Genomic DNA, 21,932 nt, shown 5'->3' on the forward strand with positions numbered 1-21,932 from the left:
TTATTATTACAAATGAATGTGCTGTTAGCCTATTCTTTTAAGGCTTTAACTAAACGGTTATAAAACCTCTTTAACTCAAAGTCGATAAGTTAAACTCATAAAAACTGAATAAAGAAAGGGAAAATAATCTTTAGCTGGATCAATTTCTGATTCACCATATCCGGCTGTATAATTACCATTTAAACCCAACATAAAATGGCGGCTTAATTCTACATTAAACCCTATATCGAAACTTGGTGTTACTCGCCACTCCGTATTAACTTGGTCTTGACGACTAATTACTGCAGGGCCTGCCCCTGAATAAACTCTAATAGTGGTATTAGGTATAATTAACATAATTTTACCTATAATACCGATGGTTTTTGTATGACTACTAAAACTAGTTTTACGATGATCAAAAGAAAATAAACTATCTTTGTCAAATTTTATATTAGCTGTTGGGTAACGACGATAATAAGACTCCACAGCAAAATATGGACTAAATTCATATCCTGAAAAGAAACCCCACATGAAACCGCCTTCATGCACTCGAATAGGCGCGGAAATAGCAAGGGCGCTGTTTTGATTTTCCTCAGCAGGAACAAGTCCCTCCCAAGTTGTTGCTCCATAGCCTGCTGTTAACCCAAAATATAACATATTTGAGAGCGGAGCTATCTCCGCTTTTACGACACATGGCGACAAAGTTAGAAAAAAACAGCACCCTAAAAAAAGATTAATGATTTTATACATTTGTATTCACTATAAAACTAAACATATTAGGTAAACTATTTACAGGCTCTTCCTGTACCACTACATAATTTGCCTTTTGAATCTTTACCACCTAATCGGTAACAGTTCCAAGAGTCAATACAAACTTGAACAGAAGTTTCATGTTGATAAGCACAAGCACGTTCTAAAGTACCAAATAAAGCAAGCATACGCTGATATAGCTGTTGCATATTACTGCAAATAGCTCTTGGTAATCCTGAACTAGTACAGTGACACTCAGCAGAAGTTTTAAAAGAAGGGCAAAATCCCGGATTTGAAGGTAAAGTAGCTCCAGGACATGCAGCAAGTGCATTTGCAGAACTAGTCAAAGCAATTAAAAAAAAAGCCAAGGTTGTTATTTTTTTTAACATCATCGATCCTTAATGTAGTTAATGAAGACTTGTTGATATTCTATAATAGACTTCTTTCCAGACTTTCCTGCAATAGTCAGTTGGTAAGTTGCAGTAGTACTTAAATCTTTATTTACTAACACTGCAATTGGCGCTGGCGCAATCTTACTTGGTGCGCTCCAGCGAGTTTAAGAAGTCTAATAATTTTTTAAATAACCTTTTAACTATACAAGTAACTCAATAAAAAAGCCAAGCTCAAGACATAACAAAATTTAATAGTAATTTTTTATAACATGAAAAACTTATTACCTTTGTATGCAATTTAGCATGTTATCAGACGTCTTTCAAAACAATCAGAACAGATAAATGCAAATAAATATTTAAATACAATATTTTGAGTATTAAAATTAATTTGTCTAAATTATTTACTCAGTTGCCTTTTTATAATGTTCAATATAATTGTTAGCTAGGTCTTTTGCCTTCTGTAATTGCTCAGGTGTTAATTTTTTTTCTTGGTCATCCCTGTTTTTAATAGCATCATCATAATTATTTGTTGCAGCTGTAGCAAACCAAGCATAAGCCTCGACAGGATCTGGCGAAATGCCAATACCGTCACGATAAAAAATACCTAATTTATTTTGCGCTTTATTATAACCTTGCTCTGCCGATTTACGTAGCCAAGTTAGAGCTAATTGAGTATCCTTGCCGACACCATCTCCATATAAATACATATCAGCTACATTAAATTGAGCATTAGGGTCACCTTGATCGGCACTTTTTTTATACCAAAAGAAGGCCTTTTCTAAATTAGTAGGCACAACTTTGCCTGTGTCATAAAAGTAACCTAATTGTAATTGTGCTTTTGCATGGCCTTGGTCTGCTGCCTTTTGATAAAAATCAAACGCTTTTGCCTCATCTTTAGGTGTACCATCCCCATATTGATACAATAGCCCGAGGTTATACTGTGCATTAGCATTACCTTTATCAGCAGCCTTAGTATACCATTGCATAGCTTGGGTAGGATCCTTGTTAACACCTAAACCCATATCATACAGATACCCAATTGCTAAAGCGCCCTCCGGATTACCTGCTTCGGCTGCTTTCTTATACCAAGAAATTGCCGTATTGTAATCTTTGGGTACCCCATTTCCATGCTCATACATATATCCTAAACTGTATAATGCCTGTGGTTCATTCTTTTCAGCGGCTTTTTTGTACCAATCAAGGGCTTTTTGATAACCTTCTGGTGTCTTTTGATACCAATAAAAACTAGCTAATAATGATTGTGCGTCAACGTTCCCTTGCTTAGCAGAAGCAAGTAACCATTGCTCAGTTTTTTGCGGGTCATAAGAAACCCCTTGGGCGTTATAATACATCTTACCCAATAAGTACTGAGCTTTTGGGTCACCCTTTGCTGCCTCATCTGATAAAAGGAGGTAAGCTTTTTCATAATGTTGTTGATTATAAGCTGCTTCACCTTCATCCGTAGTAGCAAAAACCGGATTAACTAAGGTAATTAATGATAAGGATAAAAGATAGGGCTTAACATTCATAATATACCTCATAAATTACGATGGTATAGTATAAAATATAGGCAAAAAGATTAATTTTAACCAGAATTTACATAAACCAAAGAGAAAAACTATCTAGGGTGTATTGTGATGATCTCTAGTACGAATTTTTCCATCTTTACCATGAATAATCAGCGAAGTTCCCTGATTTTTACTAATTTTTTTAGCAATCTTAGCAGCTAATTCCTGTGTTTTAATCTGTCTTCTAGTAGCTCGAATAGCGTCATCTTTAATAATATCCCATCCTAATTTACTATTAGGTAAAACGTGATGATAAACTTTATTTTTTCCCATAATTTCTAGTAACTTAAGTTTAATAAATGTCATATTAATTTTAGTACATAAAAAGTTATTTGCAGGTAAAATTAGGTCAGAAAGTGGCTAAAATTAGATAGGTAACTTACACTTTAAATCATTGATATTTAATCTTAAGAAACTTCTTTTAAAACTGGTTAGTCAAGATCAGAATAAAAAAGAACTAAGCGTTTGAATTATATTTATATTTTAAAACATTTTCTTGCTTGAGCCTAATTATAATGGCAGTTTGGAAGGAAGAATTTAACTTAAAACAAGGATAGTTATGACAACCTATAAAATTGGAGTAATCGTTGGTAGTTTACGCAAAGAATCTTGGAGCCGTAAAATTGCTAATGTCCTTATATCACTCGCACCCGACACACTCAGCTTACATTTTATTGAAATAGGCCAGTTATCATTGTTTAATCAAGATGAAGAATTTGATCCACCCAAAACATCGGTTGAATTTAAAAATAAAATTAAAGAAATTGATGGCGTATTATTTGTTACTCCTGAATATAATCGATCGATTCCTGGTGTTTTAAAAAATGCCATCGATGTTGCATCGCGACCTTTCGGGCAAAATGCTTGGGATGGAAAACCCGGTGCTGTAGTTAGCGTCTCCCCCGGTGGCCCTGGCGCCTTTGGTGCAAATCATCATTTAAGACAAACTTTTGTTTTTTTAAATATTTTTTGTATGCAGCAACCCGAAGCCTACATTGGCAAAGTTACCGAGTTATTTGATGAGAAAAGTAATTTAACTGCAGAAAGTACAGAAAAATTTTTAAAGAACTTTATGGATGCTTTTGCTGCTTGGGTAGAGAAAATCGTTAAACGTTAACGCTTTCTGCATAAAAGTATAATTATAATTCAAAATTTTATAAGGAAATTATTATGAATGCTTGTGACGTTTGTGGTAATACCTATCAGCATGCCTTTGAAATTCATCTGAATGGAAAAATCTATACTTTTGATTGTTTTGAGTGTGCCATCCATAAACTTGCACCACACTGCAAACATTGCCAATGTCAAATTATTGGGCATGGTATTGCAGCAGACAATGATTATTATTGTTGTGCACACTGTGCTAGAAAAGCAGGATTTACTGAGGCAAAAGATAATTTAGAAGCCTAAACTTTCGCTATTAAAACAATAGACTTCTTTCAAAACTATTAACGCTTGAATAACAGTTTCAAAAGAAGTCCTACATCCCGTATTTATGGGATGTAGATTTGAGATAGTAAATAACTAAAGATTTACTACTTAGATAACCGAGCTCGAATACGCAACATCGCTTGCGTATGAATTTGGCAAACTCGAGATTCGCTAACTTCAAGTACCTCACCAATCTCTTTTAAATTTAAATCTTGCTCATAATATAAAGACAGTACTAAGCGTTCCTTTTCAGGTAGGCCTTTAATAATTTCGGTTAAATGATGCTTTAAATCACTTTGCATAACATGAGTATGTGGCTCAGCTAAACTGTAATCGGCTTTAAGCATGTCATCAGTTACTCCTAAATCCTCAAAGCCATATAACTGACTGCCAGCTGCATCTTTTAACATGTCGTAATATTCATCTAAGCTAATATTTAACTCTATAGCTACTTCATTATCTTTTGCCTCTCGCCCTAAACGATTTTCTACCGTTTTAACAGCTAAGGCAATAAGCCTTGCATTACGATAAACTGATCGTGGAACCCAATCATTACGCCGTACTTCATCTAACATATGACCGCGAATACGAATCCCTGCATAAGTTTCAAAAGAGGCGCCTTTTGTAATATCGTAGTGCCTGGCTGCCTCTAAAAGACCCATCATACCAGCTTGGATTAAATCATCTAATTGAATAGAATGTGGCAATTTAGCCTGAAGGTGATGGGCAATACGTTTTACTAATAAGGCATAAGCCTTAACGAAAGTTTCTTGGTTTAATTGAGTAGCCTTGCCGTATGCTGCTAACGCATCCACGACTGTCTCCTTATTATTTTATTTTTATTAACATCCTACCTTTACATAAACTTAAATAATAAATTTTAATGTTCTCTAGACACCAAGCGTTCTAAAAAGAAGCTTGTATTACCTCCTAAGACTTGTTTAAAAGGCCAACTTTCAATAGTAACTGCCATTTGATAAAAAGCTTTAGAAGCATTGGAATTAGGGTATGCAATTAACAATGCTTGTTGTTTTTTCACAGCATCATGCATTTTTTCATCAAATGGAATAGCACCTAAATAATCAAGTCGTACATCTAAAAATTGTTCAGCTACTTGATATAAGCGATTAAAAAGTTCTCGTCCTTCTCGCAAATTACGTACCATATTAGAGGCTATCCGAAAATGGCTCCAATTAAAGCGTTTATTCATAACTTTAATAAAGGCATAGGCATCTGTTAAAGCTGTTGGTTCATCACAAACAATAACGATAACTTCTTGCGAAGAACGAGCAAAACTTAATACTGTATCTGAAATTCCTGCAGCTGTATCAATAATCATATAATCGAAATCATCGGTTAGTTCATTAAAGGCATCAATGATGCCTGCATGCTGTACGGCAGTTAGTTGTGTCATATATTCTGTACCTGATGCAGCAGGGATAACTGAAATATCTTCTGGACCCGTTAAGATAATATCTTTTAAACGACAGCTACCTTGTATTACATGAGATAAATTATATTTTACGGAAAGTCCCAACATAATATCGATATTTGCCAAACCTAAATCAGCGTCAAAAAGAAGAATCTTTTTCTTTTTTTGCGCTAACGCTACTGCTAAATTAACAGATACGCTACTTTTACCAACGCCACCTTTACCAGCAGAAACAGCGATAACTTTTACAGGTTTAAAATTAGATAGGTGATGAAAGCTGATATCATTTTCAACTTCTTGCTTTCTTTTCATGTTATCTCCCTTTAAAACTGTAACGCTAAATATCCCTAAATCTATAAAGAAATTTATGCACTATTCATGCCAATAAAAATAAGTCAATTTAAAGATAGCAACGCTTTATTTAATTTCTTTGAAAATCGTTAGCGCTGACAAATAAATAGTTATTTATACAGAAACTAAAACCTATGTAAGCTTAATAGATTTCTTGCAAAATCGTTATTAACATCAAGTATAGTTTGGAAGAAGTTTAATGACTTAAGCAATTTAAGCGCTTTAATTTACTGTCAATAGCTGTGATACGAATCTTCCATCCTTTTTCAGATTTCTCTAACTCTCCTTGAGCAATCGTTTTTCCATTAACAGATAATTCGAAAGGTTCATCAAAAAATTGTTCTAATTCAATAATGCTACCACTTTTAAGTTTAATAAAATCGACTAGGCTGATTTGAGTACTCCCATATAAAACATTTATCGTAATGGGCAAATTAGCCATCTGTGTAAGCTCTTCTTTTTTATAGTTATTCTTTCCAGAAGAACAATTAACTTTCTGTTTACGTTTTTTCATAATCTAGCTGATCTATCAATCGTAAAGCACGCTTATCAATAAATCGTTCTATAACTGCTGTAAAAATAGGTGTATTTGCTATATCAACAGCTATAGTAGAATTTAAATTTAACGGCAAAAAATCACCAATTTGTAAATTAAGATATTCTTCAAGTGTTATAGTTTTTCTAACTAATGTCGCACTAACTATTAAAGAGGTAGTTGATAGGGCTGGCTCTGTGAAAGAAGTTGATTGCTCTCTTTTTAACAAAGACTTTTTTTTACCTAAGTCAGCCTCTCTATTACTAATTTTTGCAATACCTAATAATGCATCAATCTCTTCTTGCGATAAGATTCCTTTTCTAGCCATATACCTCCTTATAGCCTACCTAACCTTTTTTAAAACAGTTTATTGTTCTTGTAATGCTTGTAGTTTACATTTATCTACGGCCTGATTTGCACATTTAGGAATGCAATCTGTATCAGTTGAAGTTAGACAATTTGCATTTACACAGTCATTTTTATTATTTTGAATACACATATCCATGTTAAACCGTTGAGTGCCTTGTACAATAGTTGGTATATTTGCAGCAAAGGTGGCTAACGGCGAAAAAACTATAAGAGAAAAAACTATTGTATTTAATCCTTTCATAAATACCTCCAAGCTTTTATTTTCTAATTATAGATAATTTATTGGATAAACGTTTTACTTTCATAGGATGAATCGTTTAACCTGCAAAAGTTAAATAATTTATAGCGCTACCCAAAGCTTTAACGTCATTGTAAGCTTAGATGATTCGGTTAGAGACGCTATAGCCTTTACTAGGATGAATAATGCGTAGTAAGAAGATGCGTTTTTCAAATTTTAGTCAAGCAGTAGAAGCAAGTTCAGAATGTTATCGGCCTGAGCAAGAAAATCAACTCTTAGCTCTCTTTCAATCTATGCAAAACAAAAATAAAACCTTGCTTGCTAGAGGCAATGGCTTAAGCTATAGTGACTGCTGCCTTAATCAAGGTGGTATTATTGTCGATACATCACGCTTTAATCATTTTCTAGCTTTTGATGAAGCAACAGGCATCCTTGTTTGCCAGCCAGCCATAACCTTTGCAGAACTTTTATCTTTCCACCCCGATTACATACCACCCGTTATCCCAGGAACATTACATGCAACCTTAGGGGGTAGCATTGCTAATGATGTACATGGTAAAAACAATATTCACTTAGGAACATTAGGTCACCATATTCAATGGCTTGAATTACAAATAGGCACACAAACTATTTGTTGTAGTCTTAAAGAAAACCCTTTACTTTTTCAAGCGACAATTGGCGGATTAGGATTAACAGGAATAATTAAACGCGTAGCTATTAAAATGCTTAAAGCTAATCAAGCTATTAAAGTAGAGAAAAAAAAATATTATCAATGGGATAACTTATTGATTGCTATGGAGCAAGAAGCCGAACAGAATAATTATATGGTTGCTTGGTTAGATTTACTAAATAATAATAAGCGGGCGCTACTGATATTGGGTAATCATCATCTTGAAGCAAAAACTCTTAAGAAAAAATCTATAAATTTTACAATTCCATCCTTACCTTTGCGCTTGATAACTCATTTAGGAATGAAAGTTTATAATCAGTATTACTTTCATCAAGCTAGAGAAGAGATAACTACCCAATCGCTTGCTCAATTTAATAATCCTCTGGATTCTATTAAACATTGGAACCGGCTCTATGGCAAAAATGGTCTTTTGCAATTTCAAAGTGTCTTTAGTTCAGATGAAGCCCCCGAATTATTGCTGAAATTCCAAGAAATCATTAATGCTACTCATGCTGTACCTACCTTAGCTGTATTAAAATATTTTAAAAAACCAGGCAATGGCTTATTATCTTTTGCAAAACCTGGATTTACGATAGCTATTGATTTTATTAATAGCGATAAGGCAAAGTGTGCTATAAAAAAAATGAATCAATTAATAACAGATGTTGAAGGTAGAGTGTATCTTGCAAAGGACTTATTTCTTACTCAAGAACAGTTTCAATTACAATATCCTAATTATCAATCATTTCAAGCTATCTTACGTCAATTTAATCCACACATGAGCTCTAATTTATCGCATCGATTAGGACTTAACTTATGAAACCGGTAACCTGGGTTATTTTAGGCGCTACTTCAATTATTGCTGAGGAGTTTGCTCGTATTGCAGCACAACATAATCATGCATTATGGCTTGTAGGAAGAAATAAAGCACAATTGGAAATTATTTCAGCTGACTTAACGCTTCGCTATCACATTGAGTGTACTTGTACTATTTTCGACTTTAGCCAAGATATAGAAGCGCTTATACAGCTTTTACAAAAGAAAGAAGATTTAGCTTTATTTATCGCTTACAGTGATATGACTGATAATCAATCACTTACATTTCCTGCGATAAAAAAAGTAGTATCTATTAATATTATCAGTATGATGCAATTAATTTATAGCTACTTACAAAAAGAGCAATCAGAACATCGAATAGTTTTTTTAAGCTCTGTCGCCGCCTGTCGCGGTAGAGCAAAAAATAGTTTTTATGGTGCAACCAAAGCAGCTATCGAAGTTTATCTACAAGGATTACAACAAACAACTGATAACAATCGCCATATTACTATCGCGCGTCTTGGTTTTATTGATACAGCTCAAACCTTTGGCAAGCCAGGTATTTTTTATGCTTCATCACCGAAAAAATGTGCAAAAGCCTGTTGGCAAGCGACTTATACTGATAAGTCTTTAATTTATCATCCAAGTTTCTGGCGCTATATTATGTTTGTTATTATGCGCCTACCTTTCTTTATTTATCGTAGGCTTAAATTTTAGCGAAGGCGAGTTATACTTCTCGTCGCCAGACAAAATCAAAAAAGTGTTAAAGACTTTCTGCAAAACGCCAACATCTCAACTCCCATCCTACCTTCCAAAATTCATTTGTTCTATATGCAGAGGCTCATCTCACGCCTCCTTTAAACTATGCCCTATAGCCGTAAGATTAAGGGACCAAGCCATAAGATCGAGGCAGGCAGAGTTACATTTGAGCCCTTTTTGGAAACGCCAAAACCATCCTTGCGGCTCGATGTTGGACATCCTTAGTCCTTCAACGTTCCAAAATGGGCTCAAACGTATCTCTGCTTTGAGCATAAAAAGGTTAAACTGAAATGCAGCTACAAAAATTGCTTAGCCTGATGGATATGCTCTACGTCCCGCGACTCACCTACTCTACTTCTCGCGACTCCCCTATTCTACTTATCCGTTCATCTCAACCTAAGCAAGTAGCCTGAGTGAAACCTGGGTTTCGGCCCGGTAGGCCTACACTCAGGCTACGTTTGCTCTTAAGTACATAAAAACTCATATACCCTACGTCCCGCGACTTGTTCGCGGGATCCAGCGCTCTACTTACTCTGAATTCGGCGGATAAACCGCAGAATGTAGGCGGTTGAAAATGATATAAGGCAAAAGAGCTTATAAATACTTTAATTAACTAAGCAACTCTTGATAGAATTTTTTTATAATTCTTACATGCTCTTGTTCTTGCGTTAGTGCTTTTTGAAATTTCTTAGCAAAATCTGTTTTATTACTAGTTTTAAGTAAGTCTATTAGAAACTCCCAGCCGACATTATCGCCAAGTTCAATAGTTAGTAACGCATTTAAACAGTGCGCCATATTTGTTCTGGGATCTGTTAATACTTGCATGGCTCCTTGCGCAACCACACCAACAACATCTGCACTAGGGGTCATGACAGTTGGGTCAGCGCCTAACTGTTTTAAAACATCAATAAGCATAAACATATGCTCTGCTTCTTCATCTCGAATATGTTTTAATTGCTTGATTAAATTAGTTTTTTTAAAGGCTGATGCTTTGGCAATTGCAGCCTCATATAGTCTTACTCCACCACGCTCATAGGCAAGTCGCTCACCTAGTTTATCAATTAATAATTCAGGTTGATTTCCTAATAATTTATCTAATCCAGTTTTTAAAGCGCCTTTTGCCGTTCCTGGCAGTGGAATAGTACCTAAAGCATTATCTGTTTCAGTCAGATTGGCTCGTGCTTTGGCTAATTGTCCATCATCTCCTCTAATATCAGCCGGATGCTTTTTGACATAATCTAATAAACTTTTGGTATCAATTGGTGACATCTGCGTACCGGTATGATTCATACCCATATTTACTGTTTTAGCCATAAGAACTCCTTAGATATGTTGACGGTTTAATTCAGTTCCAGGCTGCCAATTATAACCAGCCGATACTATCTCAGCAGGAACACCGTCTGCGTTATAATGTTTCCTATAGATTAAAGAATCTGTATTCTCTTTATCTCGTTTAACATAATTGACACCATCTGTACGTAAATTCACTTCTTCAGCTAAAACTTTACGAACAAATTCTCGCTGACTTTTAAATTCAATCATTTTGGGTAATTTATCTTTTAAGATTTCAGCCGGATCACGCTTTTCATATTTTTTTAATAAATCACATGCAATTTGTAGATGAGTGGTTTCATAGTCTAAGAAGCGTTCCCATATTTTTTTTATGCGACTATTTGTTTCTTGTTCAGCGCAAGAAATGTAATTGTAAATTTCAGCTGCTTCATGAAGAATCCATTTTTCTATAAAAGATTCACGCGTATCCATGAGAGACCCATACTGAGTTACATGTTGCTCTTCTACCGAAGCTATTTCGGCGTAAAGCTGGCGAGCAATAGGATCAGCAAACGTTGGACCTATGTTCATATAATAATCATGTGTTTGATACTCAGCAGCAGTAATCATTGTAGCATGAAGCTTAGTGATTAAAGCCGCTTTATCCTTATCATATGATGTACGTAAGTCATTATTGGGTGAACGGTGATGCTCGGTGGTTGGACGTCCAGGTACAATATCCGTATAGCCTTGTAAAATATTGTTAGAATCCTTACCTTCTAATCTATCTAGAAGCGCTGAATAACGATAAAGATGGTCAAAATCTTCCAATAAACCAAAACGATAAGTCTGGGCTTGATAAGGGTCAGGCTCGGTGCGTGCAACAGCTGCAGTCACCTCAATAGCAACCTGCTCATAAGCTATAGTGGTTTCAAGCGGCGAATGATCAGCAGAAAGTAACCAGTTAATCATAGTAGCTTGATGCTGTTCAACACGACGTATTTCTGCAAGTGGTAATTGTAGTTCCTTATGAAAGCGGGCGCCAAAATGTTTAAGGCGTAATGCATCTAATTCTATTCCATTCATTAAAATGATTCTTATTCTGGTAAAAGCATCATCATCAAGTTTACTGATAGGAATACCGCCTAATTCACGCCAAGTAAAATACTGTTTATTAAGAGGAGAAGACTTTTCCTGCAATAAATCTATTAAGTTAATGTCCATAAAAAGCTCCTTTTAAGCTGGACTCTTCCATAGGTTTAAGTTAAATATGACAATATGAGTATTTTTCTTATAAGATATTAAAAAACTGGCTGAGTAAGACTGGGTACTTTTAATTAAAGTATAAATTAATATTAGCCTTATATGTCTTAAATTAGTATAGTATGTTCATTTATAAATTCTATTTATTATTTATTAACTTAACTTAAGCCCTTGATAAATAGCTCAATATAATTGGTGGATTGCATGCAGTATGCTTTAAACGGATTTACAATTCTTTGCAAAAAATTCAATCACTTTTTATGCTTAATAATTATTCTTTTAGCAACACCTGCTGCAGCAATAACTAAAGAGAAAGAAGTAACAGTGACACTTTTTCAGTGGTCATTTGATTCTATTGCTAAAGAATGTCAATCTTTAGGTTCGCTAGGCTATGGTTATGTTGAAATTTCACCGCCACAAGAGCATATTCAAGGTTCTCAGTGGTGGACATCTTATCAGCCTGTTAGCTATCAATTAAGCAGTCGACTAGGCAATGAAGCCTCATTTAAAGCAATGATTAAACAGTGTCATGCGGCTGGCGTTAAAGTGATTGTCGATACTGTTATCAATCACATGTCAATGTTAAATGAAGGTGTGGGGACCGGTGGTACAAAATTTAATAAATATAATTATCCTGGCTATTATCAAATACAAGATTTTCATAGCTGTCATGCTGATATTAAGGATTACACTAACCGCTATGATGTTCAAAACTGTGAGCTAGGTGGCCTTGCTGATTTAGATACCGCAAACCCGTATGTACAAACCAAAATTGCTGAGTATCTAAACAAATTAATTGCATATGGTGCTGATGGTTTTCGTATTGATGCAGCCAAGCACATTGCGGCAGAAGATTTAGAGCAAATTAAATTAAAACTTACCCATCCCGACAAGCATTGGATTCAAGAAGTTATTTATGGTGATGGAGAAGCGATTAGCCCTATTGAATATATTCACCTTGGTCAAGTAGATGAATTTCGTTATGGTCGCGATTTAAAAAGAATGTTTGAGCAAGAAAGATTAAGTTATCTCAGTAACTTTGGTGAAGCGTGGGGTTACTTGCCAAGTGATAAAGCTCGTACATTTACTGATAATTGGGACACTGAACGTAATGGCTCAACATTAAATTATAAAAGTAGCACTAATTATATCCTCGCTAATATATTTATGTTAGCGCATCCCTACGGCTCTCCTAATATTTTCTCAGGTTATGAATTTTCTGATTTTAATAGTGGTCCACCTAATAATGGAAAGGTTATTGAATGCTTTCAAGATGGTTGGACTTGCTTGCATAAAAGACGCCAAATTGCCAATATGGTCGCCTTTCATAATCTTGTCGCTGGCACACCTTTAACCTACTGGTGGTCAAATGATTATCAAGCAATAGCTTTTGGGCGAGGCAGTAAGGGTTATATAGTTATTAATCATGAAGCAACAAGCTTAAAGATGACCTTCCAAACAGCGCTACCTCCTGGAATTTATTGTGATATTTTACATACAACCGTTACAAAAGATAATATTTGTCCTGATTTTCAATATACCATAGACAATAATGGCCGTTTTACAGCTGATATACAGCCAAATGATGCAATAGCTTTACATATTGGCGCAGCGAATTTAAAACAGCCAGCAAAAGAGAATGCGGTTATTTAGCCTATGTCCTAGATTGAATAGGTTAATTCTTTTTTAGCAGCTAAGCTCTCTATAGTTTCTAGTACTTTTTCTAGATCTTTACCAGGATCAACATAACTAAAATTAGGGTGATCAAACTTTTTGATAGTATTTAAAAAAGAAACAATAGAGTCATTATCATTTAAGTTAAGTTTATTTGCTGCATATTTAAATGTATCGATATGATCAGTGCATTTTGAAGTCATGGAAGGCGCAAATAAGATTTTTCCATCTTTTAACCATTCTACCTCATCACTAATAAATAATGATTGAGATTCCGGCATGATATTTTGCAGTTGCGATAAAATATAGTTTAAATGCGAAAAATTTGTATGGGAAACGAGCAGAAATTGCACATTTTCATGGGTATCTAAAAATTGTTTAAATTTAGTTATCCGCTCTAAAGAGTTTGTATCAAGCTCACACATAGAGTTAAAAATTTTGTTAAATTCAATAAAAGACATTTCTACCTGAAAATGCTTATTAAATTGGTCACAAAATTGTTTGACTGTTATATCACCCAATCGTAATGGAGTAAGATTACTCGCCATCCATTGCCAAACATCTTCCCCTGAAACTTCTTTCTTTTGCCCTGCAAACCAGTTTTGGAAACCAAGTTTTAAAACATCAAGTTTTGAAGAGACAAATTGTCCTAAGGAGAAAACTGCAATAATCATAAATACAACGGATCATTTTTAAAAGAAAGTAATTATAATATAAGTCACCTTGTTTGTCATAATTTAGAACAATAATAGTTAAACAAGATTTAAACCCTACTCTTTAATTTTAGATTTACTAAATGTTTTCTACATTTTCAGCTTAATATAATTAATCAATTCTACACTTTTTGTAAAACTATTTTTCAATAGGCCTCTAATTAGTATGACTTAATGTCCAAGAAGTAAATATATCATTTTCCACTTTTAGCTTTTCTTCATAATCAAGTGCTTGTTGATAAAGATCGTAAATAATATTGTGTAATGTTTGTGATTGATACCAAGATTTTTTTAGCAATGAAGAGGGGATACCATCGGCTAGAAGATTCTTATAGTTAGCATCACTTATAAATGCATTAATGGTATCAATGGTGAAAGAAAAATTCTTATCAATTGAAGAGTGCCATAGCTTTCCTAAACTCCAATATCTTTTCTCTTGCAAAGTTAATTGCTCTGCTTTTTCTTCAATAAAGCTATTTTCATGATAGGCCTTTAGTAAAGAGGCTTTCAAAATAGAAATAGACCAATCTTGTTCTTGTAAAAAGTTTAATAACTTATTACTTAAATTAAATTTTGTCTTATTAGCATTTTTTTGGCTTTCAGCATAACTAATTAATTTAGATAAATTGAGTTTAGACATAATCAAATACTCCTACCAGCACTGATGTGAGGTGAAAAGTCTATGATTTTAGCAAAACTGTCAAGTTGAACCTACACTAACTTATTATTTAGTAGAGATTATGAATTACTTTAGATAATAACGCTGTGACATTCTAGATAAAGCTAGATTGCTTTATTTAAATTTCAAAGACGCCTATCTTAATTGTTTATATCGAGCAACCTTGCTCTAAATAAAAAAAGAATGTTGACTTTGTATTGGCAACCTACCGTCGTGGTTAGGAATATCTTCTTTAGCACCCGCATCAATTAACTGCTTAATAAGATTGTCATCAATTGCTGTATCATTTTCAGTTAAGTAGTGTAATGCTGTATTGCCTCGCTCATCTTGTACATTTATTAATTTAGTAGTCATCGAACCTAATTCCTTTAAAAGAGCTGGAAGTATTACTCGATTATAACGAGCAGCTAAATGCAAGACAGTTGAATTATTGTCAGTTTTTTGTCCTAATAGTTTTTTATCGGTCATAAATTTTTCAACAATATTATTTGAGCCTTCTATAATGGCCAGATGTAAAATATTTTGGTCGCGCTTATCTAACGCATAGCGAAGATTGGAGTTTATTTTTAGAACGGGGTCAATAAAATCAAAATCATTTAAAGCGACTAAGTCTAAAATTAGAGTCCTTTTTAATTCTGTGTCGGATAAGTTCAATAATTTCTTATCGGTACGTTCTAATAAATACAAAAAAATTTTTTTTCTTTGAGTCAGCGGTTCGGAAAGGTAATTTCTAGTCACCAAATTAAGGGGTAATTTGTTATCTTTATTAATAGCATTAGCATTAGCACCATATTCAAATAAAAATTCTACAGTTTTAAAATGTGCACCGTACACAGCATAGTGAAGCGCTGTATTTAAATTGTTATTAATTAGATTTATATTACAAGAATTAGCTTCTAAAGCAACCTTTAAAAATTGATCTAATCCTAACATAGCCGCTTTATGAAGCACTGTACAGTTTGTAATGCTATCAACCACAGCAGATAAAGAGGAATAATCATTATCTAACTTAATACACCCTTCCACTAAAGCTTTTGTAGCTGCCAATGAATCAAATTCAAAATCACTTTTAATATACTGTCTACACCACCCGGCTATAGCCTCTTGTTGTTCTTGAGTAATTTTTTCAGCTTCATCAATGTTTAGTTGCTCTAATAAAGAGGCCCAGGATTTAACAGGTAAAGTTTTATTCATGGCAATTCTTATCCTATAGTTTAACATTAAAAATTAAGAGGTACTCCAGGCCCGGAAGAGATTTCCTGCTTTGATCCTTCTAAATTCTCTTTAACTGTTGCCTTAGAAGTGGCTGATGTTTCAGAACGCTCTTTTTCTTCTTCAACATTTAAATTAAGATTTTTACATCTTTCTATTACATTTTCTAAGGTTAACCTCGCTTCAGGATCTTTATTAATCATATCGTTAATTAATTGCTTTATTTCTTGTCCGATATCAGTTTGAAAAATAGGGGCTGAAAAATTAAGTTTTACTGTTTCCGCTTTGTCCTCATCCGCAAGTAAGACATCAACTAATTTATTTTTATCTTCCGGATTAAGATTAGCTGCTAAGTCATACAATAAAAGCCCAATTTGATAAACCATAAATTTCTTAGGCTCAATTAATGCTGACTTTTGAATTCTTTGTTCAGGCGCTGAAATATAAGGACTAACTGTAATTAAGTAATTAGGTACCATACCCTCTTCTATTAAAGCCAACGATTTTAAATCAGCTGTAACTACACTACCGTCTTCGCGAATTAGAAAATTCTCAGCTTTAATATCCATGTAAGCAATTTTACTTTGGGTGAAAGCTAAAGCCATTGACGCTATTTGTTTAGTTATTACAAGAATTTCATAAGAAACAAATTCTAAACTTTCTTTATCAATATCCTTACGATATTGCATAATATTTCCGCAAGGGAAAAATTCTGATAATGCGAAATTTATAGGCCTAGCATTCTCAGGATTATCATCGGGACGATATATCCAGTGTGGATAATAAAGACTGTCTTCTGCAATAAATTGTTTGGCAAGATCATTGTTTTTAACTATATCTACTAGTAAATACTCTGTGTTAGGGGCATCAGCTTTTTCTATTCGCACTACATAGCGTTCTCCCTCCATATTTGACGCAGACCAATTTTGATTATTATTCCCACCCAGAAAATGAAGATTAAATCCATTATGATTGTAGTCTGGATGGGGAGTATCAGGAGGTAAATATAGATGTTTTAATACTTCATTAAACTCTTCTGGCTTATCTCTAGACGGGGAGATAAATGGTTCTGGAATTTTCTCACTAATTAAATCTAAATCATCAATACTCATTTTAGAATTTAGTCTACTTAATGAAGCATCTATTTGACAAAGAAGTTTATAAAATCGTTTAGTCATCTTATCTTTATGAGCTAAAGCCTCATTATTTAAAGTAACAAGAACCTGATCTTCTAATTGCAAGAGTAGCTGCCTTAAGTTGAAATTTAATTCACTATTTAAGTAGCTTTCTTTAGCAGCATTTGCTTTAGCTTGATTAACTTTTTTAAGTGAGTCGTCAACTTGCTCATATTGTGCGGAACGATCACGAAATAACATAGATGTAGTTTTTTGTTTCCAATTTCTAACCATAGGAGGAGATGAAATTTCATTAAATAAATTTTTTGATTCAATAATTGCTGTTATTTCTTTAATTTCCTTAGTTAATAAATCTCGGTTTTGTCCCCACCATATATAAAAATTTCGACAGTCTTCATTGTCAACTACAGGATTTTTTTCATAATCATTAGTAATTTCTTTTGCTTGTCTTTCTATTCGTTTTAATAACGTTAGAAGATAAATTGGGCCATTAATTTTTTTACGATCTTTGGTTTTCTCATTTGTCTCGTTAGCAGCATTATTATATTCTGCTATTAACTTATTCAATTGCCTTAAAGAAGGTATACTATCAGCTAATATTTTGATTTCTTGCATATAAACCTTAAAACTTAAATAAAGCTTGTAGAATATTTGTTCTATTTTAGCACAATAAGGTTTAATTTAGAATAAAGAGTACATATTTATTACAAAAAATATCTTTAAAAACTAATTAAATTAAGAGATTAAAGCAGGAAGATTAAACAATAGGCTTACTGCGTTGACTTAATATTTGATGATCAAAAAATAATTTTTTATCATAGAAGCCACTAAATACTATGCACTATAGACCTATTAATACTTCTTACAGCTGCTTTTTTTAACTTATATAAAATAGATTAAGGCGTAAGCTTTAAGCTAGGGTGTGCGTGCATAACAGGTGGTTGAAAACATTCTTCTTGTGCTAAACGCAAGGCATAGGCATGATCATCTGCAATCTGTTTTTGCTCGTTAGGTGGAAGCTTGCTAATACGTTCCTTCTCTCGTTCAAAGTCCTGTTGTCTTTCTGCTACAGTAGGCGCTTCATTAATTGCTGCCTCAATTGCTTCTTGCCGTGCTCTAATATCGGCTTGATAATTATTGCTAAAAATACTTAAGTCTACTAGTGAGCTCTCCACTGTCTCCATAACAGGGGCTTTATCTGCATTAATAATATCTAAATTAAAAAGCGCTTGTGCATAGGCATTATATAAACAATTTCCGTCTCCTTTTGTCTCCGAATCAAAATACCAGTGTGTATTGTCGCTATTGTATAGATGTGCCGTTTTAGCCTGAGCAGCATCTGAACGGTATAGACAAATAGGATTTTGAGGTACGCCTCGTTTTACCGGTGTAACAACTAAGTGAACCTTATACTTTTCGGCCAAAGCTACTGCTTCTATATAAGTTCCCCAAGCAGCATTTTTTTCTTGTTTTTCTAGAAACCACTTATAACTGCCAGCCCCTATAGCCTGATACTCCCCGCGAAAGCTACTGGCTACAATTTCCGGGCTTTTGGCAAGGTGCTCCATAGCCTCTTTGCGCAGCTTAGACCTAAATAAATTCTGAATGACAACTTGTAATGAGGGCATGACACACCTTTAGATAACTATTTTCGAACAGCTTATTTTATCATATTTAAATCAATATGCATAATAATTATATAATTAAGCTTATTTTAAGCAAAACTAAAAATCATACAAAATAGGCAACATTAAATATTAATTATTTTTAATTTTTTTTCTTTAAAATTAACTACTTGATTAAATTTTTATCATTCAAACACTATTATTTTGCTTATTAAAAACAGAATAAATTCTATCAATTAGATCAAATAATCAACTTTTTTGCTATCTAACAAGATCATTAGCTCATAAAATAGGCCAATTTAAGCATGAAAAAATCTACAACAAATGCTCTTGACATGCCCATTAAAAACCTTAAAATCCGCCACTCTGTATTTTATTTAAAAATAAAGTTTAAATTTTTGTAACTTTGATTATGATAATTAAACTGAATTTACTCTTGCCAAGCTTAATAGAAAAGGAAGCTATCACACGCGTGGCTCTTAAATTAACTCTGAGAAGAAAAAATTATGAAATTATCAGAAGATGGGAAAATACTGCTAGCAGTTTCTAACGAAGATATTAATTCAGATGGCAGTTTTACCTTTCCTGAAAGCGTTATAGCTATTGGCTATGCTGCATTTGAAGAATGTACTGATTTGCGCACACTTATTATCCCTCGACGAGTTACATCTATTGATGCGTGGGCATTTTGGAATTGTACAAACTTACAAAATCTCGTTCTCCATGAGGGAATTACCTCTATTAATAATTGTACCTTTCATAGCTGTATTAGCTTAGAAAATCTCATTATACTTGGACCAGTCAAGGCTATTAATGAGGGCGCTTTTTATAATTGCACTAAGCTTAAAAGCATAATTCTCCCTAAAGAACTTACCCATCTTGGTAAATCTGCATTTGATACCTGTAAAGACTTAGAAGCTATCTATATTCCCCAAACTATTATTGCCATCGGTCATTGGGCTTTTGAAGATTGTCCAAAGTTAAAAGCTATTTTTACAGATGACAATGATAAAGCACTAGCACAAGTTAAAAAATTACTACCTATTAAATTAGCGTTCAAAGTAGTTTCAATAGCGCAGGCAGATAAAACTTTTCGCGCTCTTTATGAATCACAATTAACTAAAACAGTACAGACACCGAAGCTCAATTCAGAGCCAGGCTTTTTAAGCTTTTTTAATGACAATAAAAACTCTGCCATTCCTCATGAATCTAATAAAGAATCGGCAAACTCGTTAGACAAGCAAAATAATGAAATTACACTGCCTTAAAGCACAATATTTTTTCTGCACTGAAAAAATAATTGATACGTGGTGGAAGCTAGCTTAGCTTCCACCATACTACTATATAAAAACTATCAAAAATCCATAACCTTAATAAATTGAAAACAGAAAGACAAATGACAGCAAATAACTTTTATTTTCAGCTAATACGCTTAATTAACAAGCATTAACTATTAATTAAAGTTAAAATAGTAAGTCGTTTTTAAATATAGAAATTTAAAGCAATGAATCAGGTCTTAATTATTACAGGTGGAAGTAAAGGTATTGGTTATGCAACGGGGCTTCATTTTGCGCATAAAAATTGGCAGGTTATTAATATTTCGCGAAATTCAGCTTCATTAGAAAATAGCATTAATATTAATCTAGATTTAGCAGAGTCTAATTTTGAGCATCAGTTAAGAGAAAAATTAAAACCAATTTTGCAGCAAAAAACTACTATTTGCTTAGTTCATAATGCAGCCTATCATCTTAATGATACAGTCATGAATCAAAAACCTTCGCAGTTGCTAAAAGCACTTAATGTTTCTATTGTATCACCGTCAATCATTAACCAAATTTTGATTCCCTTTATGCAAGAGGGATCAAGCATTATTTATATTGGTTCAACGCTCTCAGAAAAAGCCGTACCTAATGCTGCAAGCTATACCACTATTAAGCATGCAACCGTTGGTTTAATGCGTGCTACTTGTCAAGACTTAGCTAAGAAAAAAATTCATACAGCATGTATCTGCCCTGGGTTTACAAACACTGCTATGTTACAACAACATTTAGGCCATGACTTAAATCTAATTAACTTAGCAAAACAAAAGGTCAGTTTTGAGCGGTTTATTGAACCCAATGAAATTGCCGAACTAATCTATTTTTCTGCCATAAATCCTATGATTAATGGTTCAGTTATCCACGCGAATCTAGGACAATTAGAGACTTAAAATATAAAGTTAGCCTTAATAAAGCATTACATTAAGGCTAGCTAATTTTTGTAAATTAAGCCTTTTTATATTCTTAACTAAATGTATAGTGATTACTGTTCTCTTTTTCAGGATATTCAATAGATTTTGACCTTTTTTGAACGCTGGTGTTAGAGCTTGCAATTATCTTTTTTAAATTTACTTCATAAGTTGCAAGTTCGTTTTCATTATGAGGTAATGGTTCGTGGAGAATAGTGTTCTTTGCGTTTTGATAATTGGGATTTTTATTAAGTAGAAAGCGGTTCATACGTTTAAAAACCTTATCCTTAAGTTTAGGACAATCTTTTTCTAAACTTGGATCGGCATCATTTTCTACACTAACCTTAGCAATTTGACTGAGATTACAGTGAAAAAATCGAAAGAGTGGATTTCTAGATGGAGCATTAATAATATCATTTAGTTGCACTTTACGCAGATGAAAAACCTCTTGGGCTAGCTCAATGCCAAGCGCTTTATTTCGTAAATCTTTAGGTAGTAAAGCGGTAATTCGTGCTATTTGATCCTGCTCTCTACTATTAATAATGATAACTTCTAAGCTTTTACAATTTGTAAAAGCATTATCACTAATCTTGGTAATACTAGTCGGAAGAGTTAGCGTTCGTAAGTTGCGGCAACCACTAAAGCCCCAAAGACCAATTTTGGTCACACCATGAGGAATGATCAGTGTTTCTAAATGAGTGCAACCGACATACATACCATTACCAATGGTATCAATATTTGCTGGAATATCAAAAGTACCGTTTGGCTTAATATCACTATTAAAAAACCTGATAAGAACCTTCCCATCTTTACTTAAAAGCATTATTTTTTTTCCTTGTTA

The 21,932-nt window shown here is 33.7% G+C and carries 24 protein-coding genes; 7 read left to right on the plus strand and 17 right to left on the minus strand.

Translation table 11 applies throughout. The features are described from left to right. Nucleotides 1-75: 75 nt before the first annotated feature. The 4 genes from ACNVED_RS10555 to ACNVED_RS10570 form a co-directional block, all read right to left on the minus strand. Entirely contained in the window at nt 76-729 is a 654-nt protein-coding gene (locus tag ACNVED_RS10555; RefSeq protein ID WP_419418981.1) for an outer membrane beta-barrel protein, read from the minus strand. A gap of 35 nt (nt 730-764) precedes the next feature. Then, nucleotides 765-1,118: a hypothetical protein gene (locus ACNVED_RS10560; RefSeq protein ID WP_419418982.1), complete on the minus strand. Its 354-nt coding sequence runs from the start codon at nt 1,116-1,118 to the stop codon at nt 765-767. 404 nt (nt 1,119-1,522) lie between these two features. Continuing rightward, complete coding sequence (locus tag ACNVED_RS10565) at nt 1,523-2,650, minus strand: sel1 repeat family protein (protein ID WP_419418983.1); 1,128 nt, start codon at nt 2,648-2,650, stop codon at nt 1,523-1,525. 93 nt (nt 2,651-2,743) lie between these two features. Beyond that, nucleotides 2,744-2,995: a DUF2188 domain-containing protein gene (locus ACNVED_RS10570; protein WP_419418984.1), complete on the minus strand. Its 252-nt coding sequence runs from the start codon at nt 2,993-2,995 to the stop codon at nt 2,744-2,746. 253 nt (nt 2,996-3,248) lie between these two features. On the opposite strand from ACNVED_RS10570, the gene ACNVED_RS10575 reads away from it, so the two are divergent. Together ACNVED_RS10575 and ACNVED_RS10580 are read left to right on the plus strand one after the other, a co-directional pair. Then, on the plus strand, nt 3,249-3,806 hold the full coding sequence (locus ACNVED_RS10575) for an NADPH-dependent FMN reductase (RefSeq protein ID WP_419418985.1): 558 nt from the start codon (nt 3,249-3,251) through the stop codon (nt 3,804-3,806). Nucleotides 3,807-3,859: 53 nt separating this feature from the next. After that, a complete protein-coding gene (locus tag ACNVED_RS10580) occupies nt 3,860-4,099 on the plus strand; it encodes a hypothetical protein (protein WP_419418986.1) in 240 nt (79 codons plus the stop codon). A 125-nt stretch (nt 4,100-4,224) separates the two neighbouring features. Here the strand turns inward: ACNVED_RS10580 and ACNVED_RS10585 are convergent, their stop codons facing one another. The 5 genes from ACNVED_RS10585 to ACNVED_RS10605 all read right to left on the minus strand — a co-directional run bounded on the left by ACNVED_RS10585 (nt 4,225) and on the right by ACNVED_RS10605 (nt 7,048). Then, entirely contained in the window at nt 4,225-4,935 is a 711-nt protein-coding gene (locus ACNVED_RS10585) for an RNA polymerase sigma factor FliA (protein ID WP_419418987.1), read from the minus strand. 65 nt (nt 4,936-5,000) lie between these two features. After that, entirely contained in the window at nt 5,001-5,864 is an 864-nt protein-coding gene (locus tag ACNVED_RS10590) for a MinD/ParA family protein (protein WP_419418988.1), read from the minus strand. Nucleotides 5,865-6,099: 235 nt separating this feature from the next. Then, the gene (locus tag ACNVED_RS10595) at nt 6,100-6,417 is read right to left on the minus strand and encodes a FliM/FliN family flagellar motor switch protein (RefSeq protein WP_419418989.1); all 318 of its coding nucleotides are present in this window, start codon (nt 6,415-6,417) and stop codon (nt 6,100-6,102) included. Beyond that, on the minus strand, nt 6,404-6,766 hold the full coding sequence (locus ACNVED_RS10600; protein ID WP_419418990.1) for a FliM/FliN family flagellar motor switch protein: 363 nt from the start codon (nt 6,764-6,766) through the stop codon (nt 6,404-6,406). Before ACNVED_RS10600 ends, ACNVED_RS10595 begins: the two co-directional genes overlap by 14 nt. Before the next feature lie 39 nt (nt 6,767-6,805). Beyond that, nucleotides 6,806-7,048, minus strand: coding sequence for a hypothetical protein (locus ACNVED_RS10605; RefSeq protein ID WP_419418991.1), 243 nt, complete (start codon nt 7,046-7,048; stop codon nt 6,806-6,808). 182 nt (nt 7,049-7,230) lie between these two features. Between ACNVED_RS10605 and ACNVED_RS10610 the strand changes: the two genes are divergently transcribed. Both ACNVED_RS10610 and ACNVED_RS10615 read left to right on the plus strand, forming a co-directional pair. Next, the gene (locus tag ACNVED_RS10610) at nt 7,231-8,535 is read left to right on the plus strand and encodes an FAD-binding oxidoreductase (RefSeq protein WP_419418992.1); all 1,305 of its coding nucleotides are present in this window, start codon (nt 7,231-7,233) and stop codon (nt 8,533-8,535) included. Beyond that, nucleotides 8,532-9,248: an SDR family NAD(P)-dependent oxidoreductase gene (locus ACNVED_RS10615; protein ID WP_419418993.1), complete on the plus strand. Its 717-nt coding sequence runs from the start codon at nt 8,532-8,534 to the stop codon at nt 9,246-9,248. Before ACNVED_RS10610 ends, ACNVED_RS10615 begins: the two co-directional genes overlap by 4 nt. 651 nt (nt 9,249-9,899) lie before the next feature. Here ACNVED_RS10615 and ACNVED_RS10620 read toward each other — a convergent pair. Both ACNVED_RS10620 and ACNVED_RS10625 read right to left on the minus strand, forming a co-directional pair. After that, complete coding sequence (locus ACNVED_RS10620; RefSeq protein ID WP_419418994.1) at nt 9,900-10,604, minus strand: demethoxyubiquinone hydroxylase family protein; 705 nt, start codon at nt 10,602-10,604, stop codon at nt 9,900-9,902. A gap of 9 nt (nt 10,605-10,613) precedes the next feature. Further along, the gene (locus ACNVED_RS10625) at nt 10,614-11,786 is read right to left on the minus strand and encodes a hypothetical protein (RefSeq protein ID WP_419418995.1); all 1,173 of its coding nucleotides are present in this window, start codon (nt 11,784-11,786) and stop codon (nt 10,614-10,616) included. 243 nt (nt 11,787-12,029) lie between these two features. Here ACNVED_RS10625 and ACNVED_RS10630 point away from each other — a divergent pair, with 243 nt between their 5' ends. After that, nucleotides 12,030-13,478: an alpha-amylase gene (locus ACNVED_RS10630; RefSeq protein WP_419418996.1), complete on the plus strand. Its 1,449-nt coding sequence runs from the start codon at nt 12,030-12,032 to the stop codon at nt 13,476-13,478. 8 nt (nt 13,479-13,486) lie between these two features. Here the strand turns inward: ACNVED_RS10630 and ACNVED_RS10635 are convergent, their stop codons facing one another. From ACNVED_RS10635 to ACNVED_RS10655, 5 genes are all read right to left on the minus strand, one after another. Beyond that, on the minus strand, nt 13,487-14,173 hold the full coding sequence (locus ACNVED_RS10635) for a hypothetical protein (RefSeq protein ID WP_419418997.1): 687 nt from the start codon (nt 14,171-14,173) through the stop codon (nt 13,487-13,489). 196 nt (nt 14,174-14,369) lie between these two features. Beyond that, a complete protein-coding gene (locus ACNVED_RS10640) occupies nt 14,370-14,852 on the minus strand; it encodes a hypothetical protein (protein ID WP_419418998.1) in 483 nt (160 codons plus the stop codon). A 207-nt stretch (nt 14,853-15,059) separates the two neighbouring features. Next, nucleotides 15,060-16,085 carry an ankyrin repeat domain-containing protein gene (locus ACNVED_RS10645; RefSeq protein WP_419418999.1) on the minus strand — a complete coding sequence of 342 codons (1,026 nt, stop codon included), beginning with the start codon at nt 16,083-16,085 and terminating at the stop codon, nt 15,060-15,062. A 26-nt stretch (nt 16,086-16,111) separates the two neighbouring features. Continuing rightward, nucleotides 16,112-17,854 (minus strand): protein kinase domain-containing protein, encoded by a 1,743-nt coding sequence (locus tag ACNVED_RS10650; RefSeq protein ID WP_419419000.1) that lies wholly within the window; start codon nt 17,852-17,854, stop codon nt 16,112-16,114. Between the two features lie 281 nt (nt 17,855-18,135). Beyond that, nucleotides 18,136-18,867, minus strand: coding sequence for an OTU domain-containing protein (locus ACNVED_RS10655; protein ID WP_419419001.1), 732 nt, complete (start codon nt 18,865-18,867; stop codon nt 18,136-18,138). Between the two features lie 503 nt (nt 18,868-19,370). Between ACNVED_RS10655 and ACNVED_RS10660 the strand changes: the two genes are divergently transcribed. Then, entirely contained in the window at nt 19,371-20,132 is a 762-nt protein-coding gene (locus tag ACNVED_RS10660; RefSeq protein WP_419419002.1) for a leucine-rich repeat domain-containing protein, read from the plus strand. Between the two features lie 236 nt (nt 20,133-20,368). Continuing rightward, on the plus strand, nt 20,369-21,073 hold the full coding sequence (locus ACNVED_RS10665) for an SDR family oxidoreductase (protein WP_419419003.1): 705 nt from the start codon (nt 20,369-20,371) through the stop codon (nt 21,071-21,073). A 73-nt stretch (nt 21,074-21,146) separates the two neighbouring features. Here ACNVED_RS10665 and ACNVED_RS10670 read toward each other — a convergent pair whose 3' ends face one another. Further along, nucleotides 21,147-21,914 (minus strand): leucine-rich repeat domain-containing protein, encoded by a 768-nt coding sequence (locus ACNVED_RS10670; protein ID WP_419419004.1) that lies wholly within the window; start codon nt 21,912-21,914, stop codon nt 21,147-21,149. Nucleotides 21,915-21,932 lie beyond the last annotated feature (18 nt).

The organism is Legionella sp. D16C41 (genome assembly GCF_048541585.1).
In the GTDB taxonomy this organism is placed as follows: Bacteria; Pseudomonadota; Gammaproteobacteria; order Legionellales; family Legionellaceae; genus Legionella_C.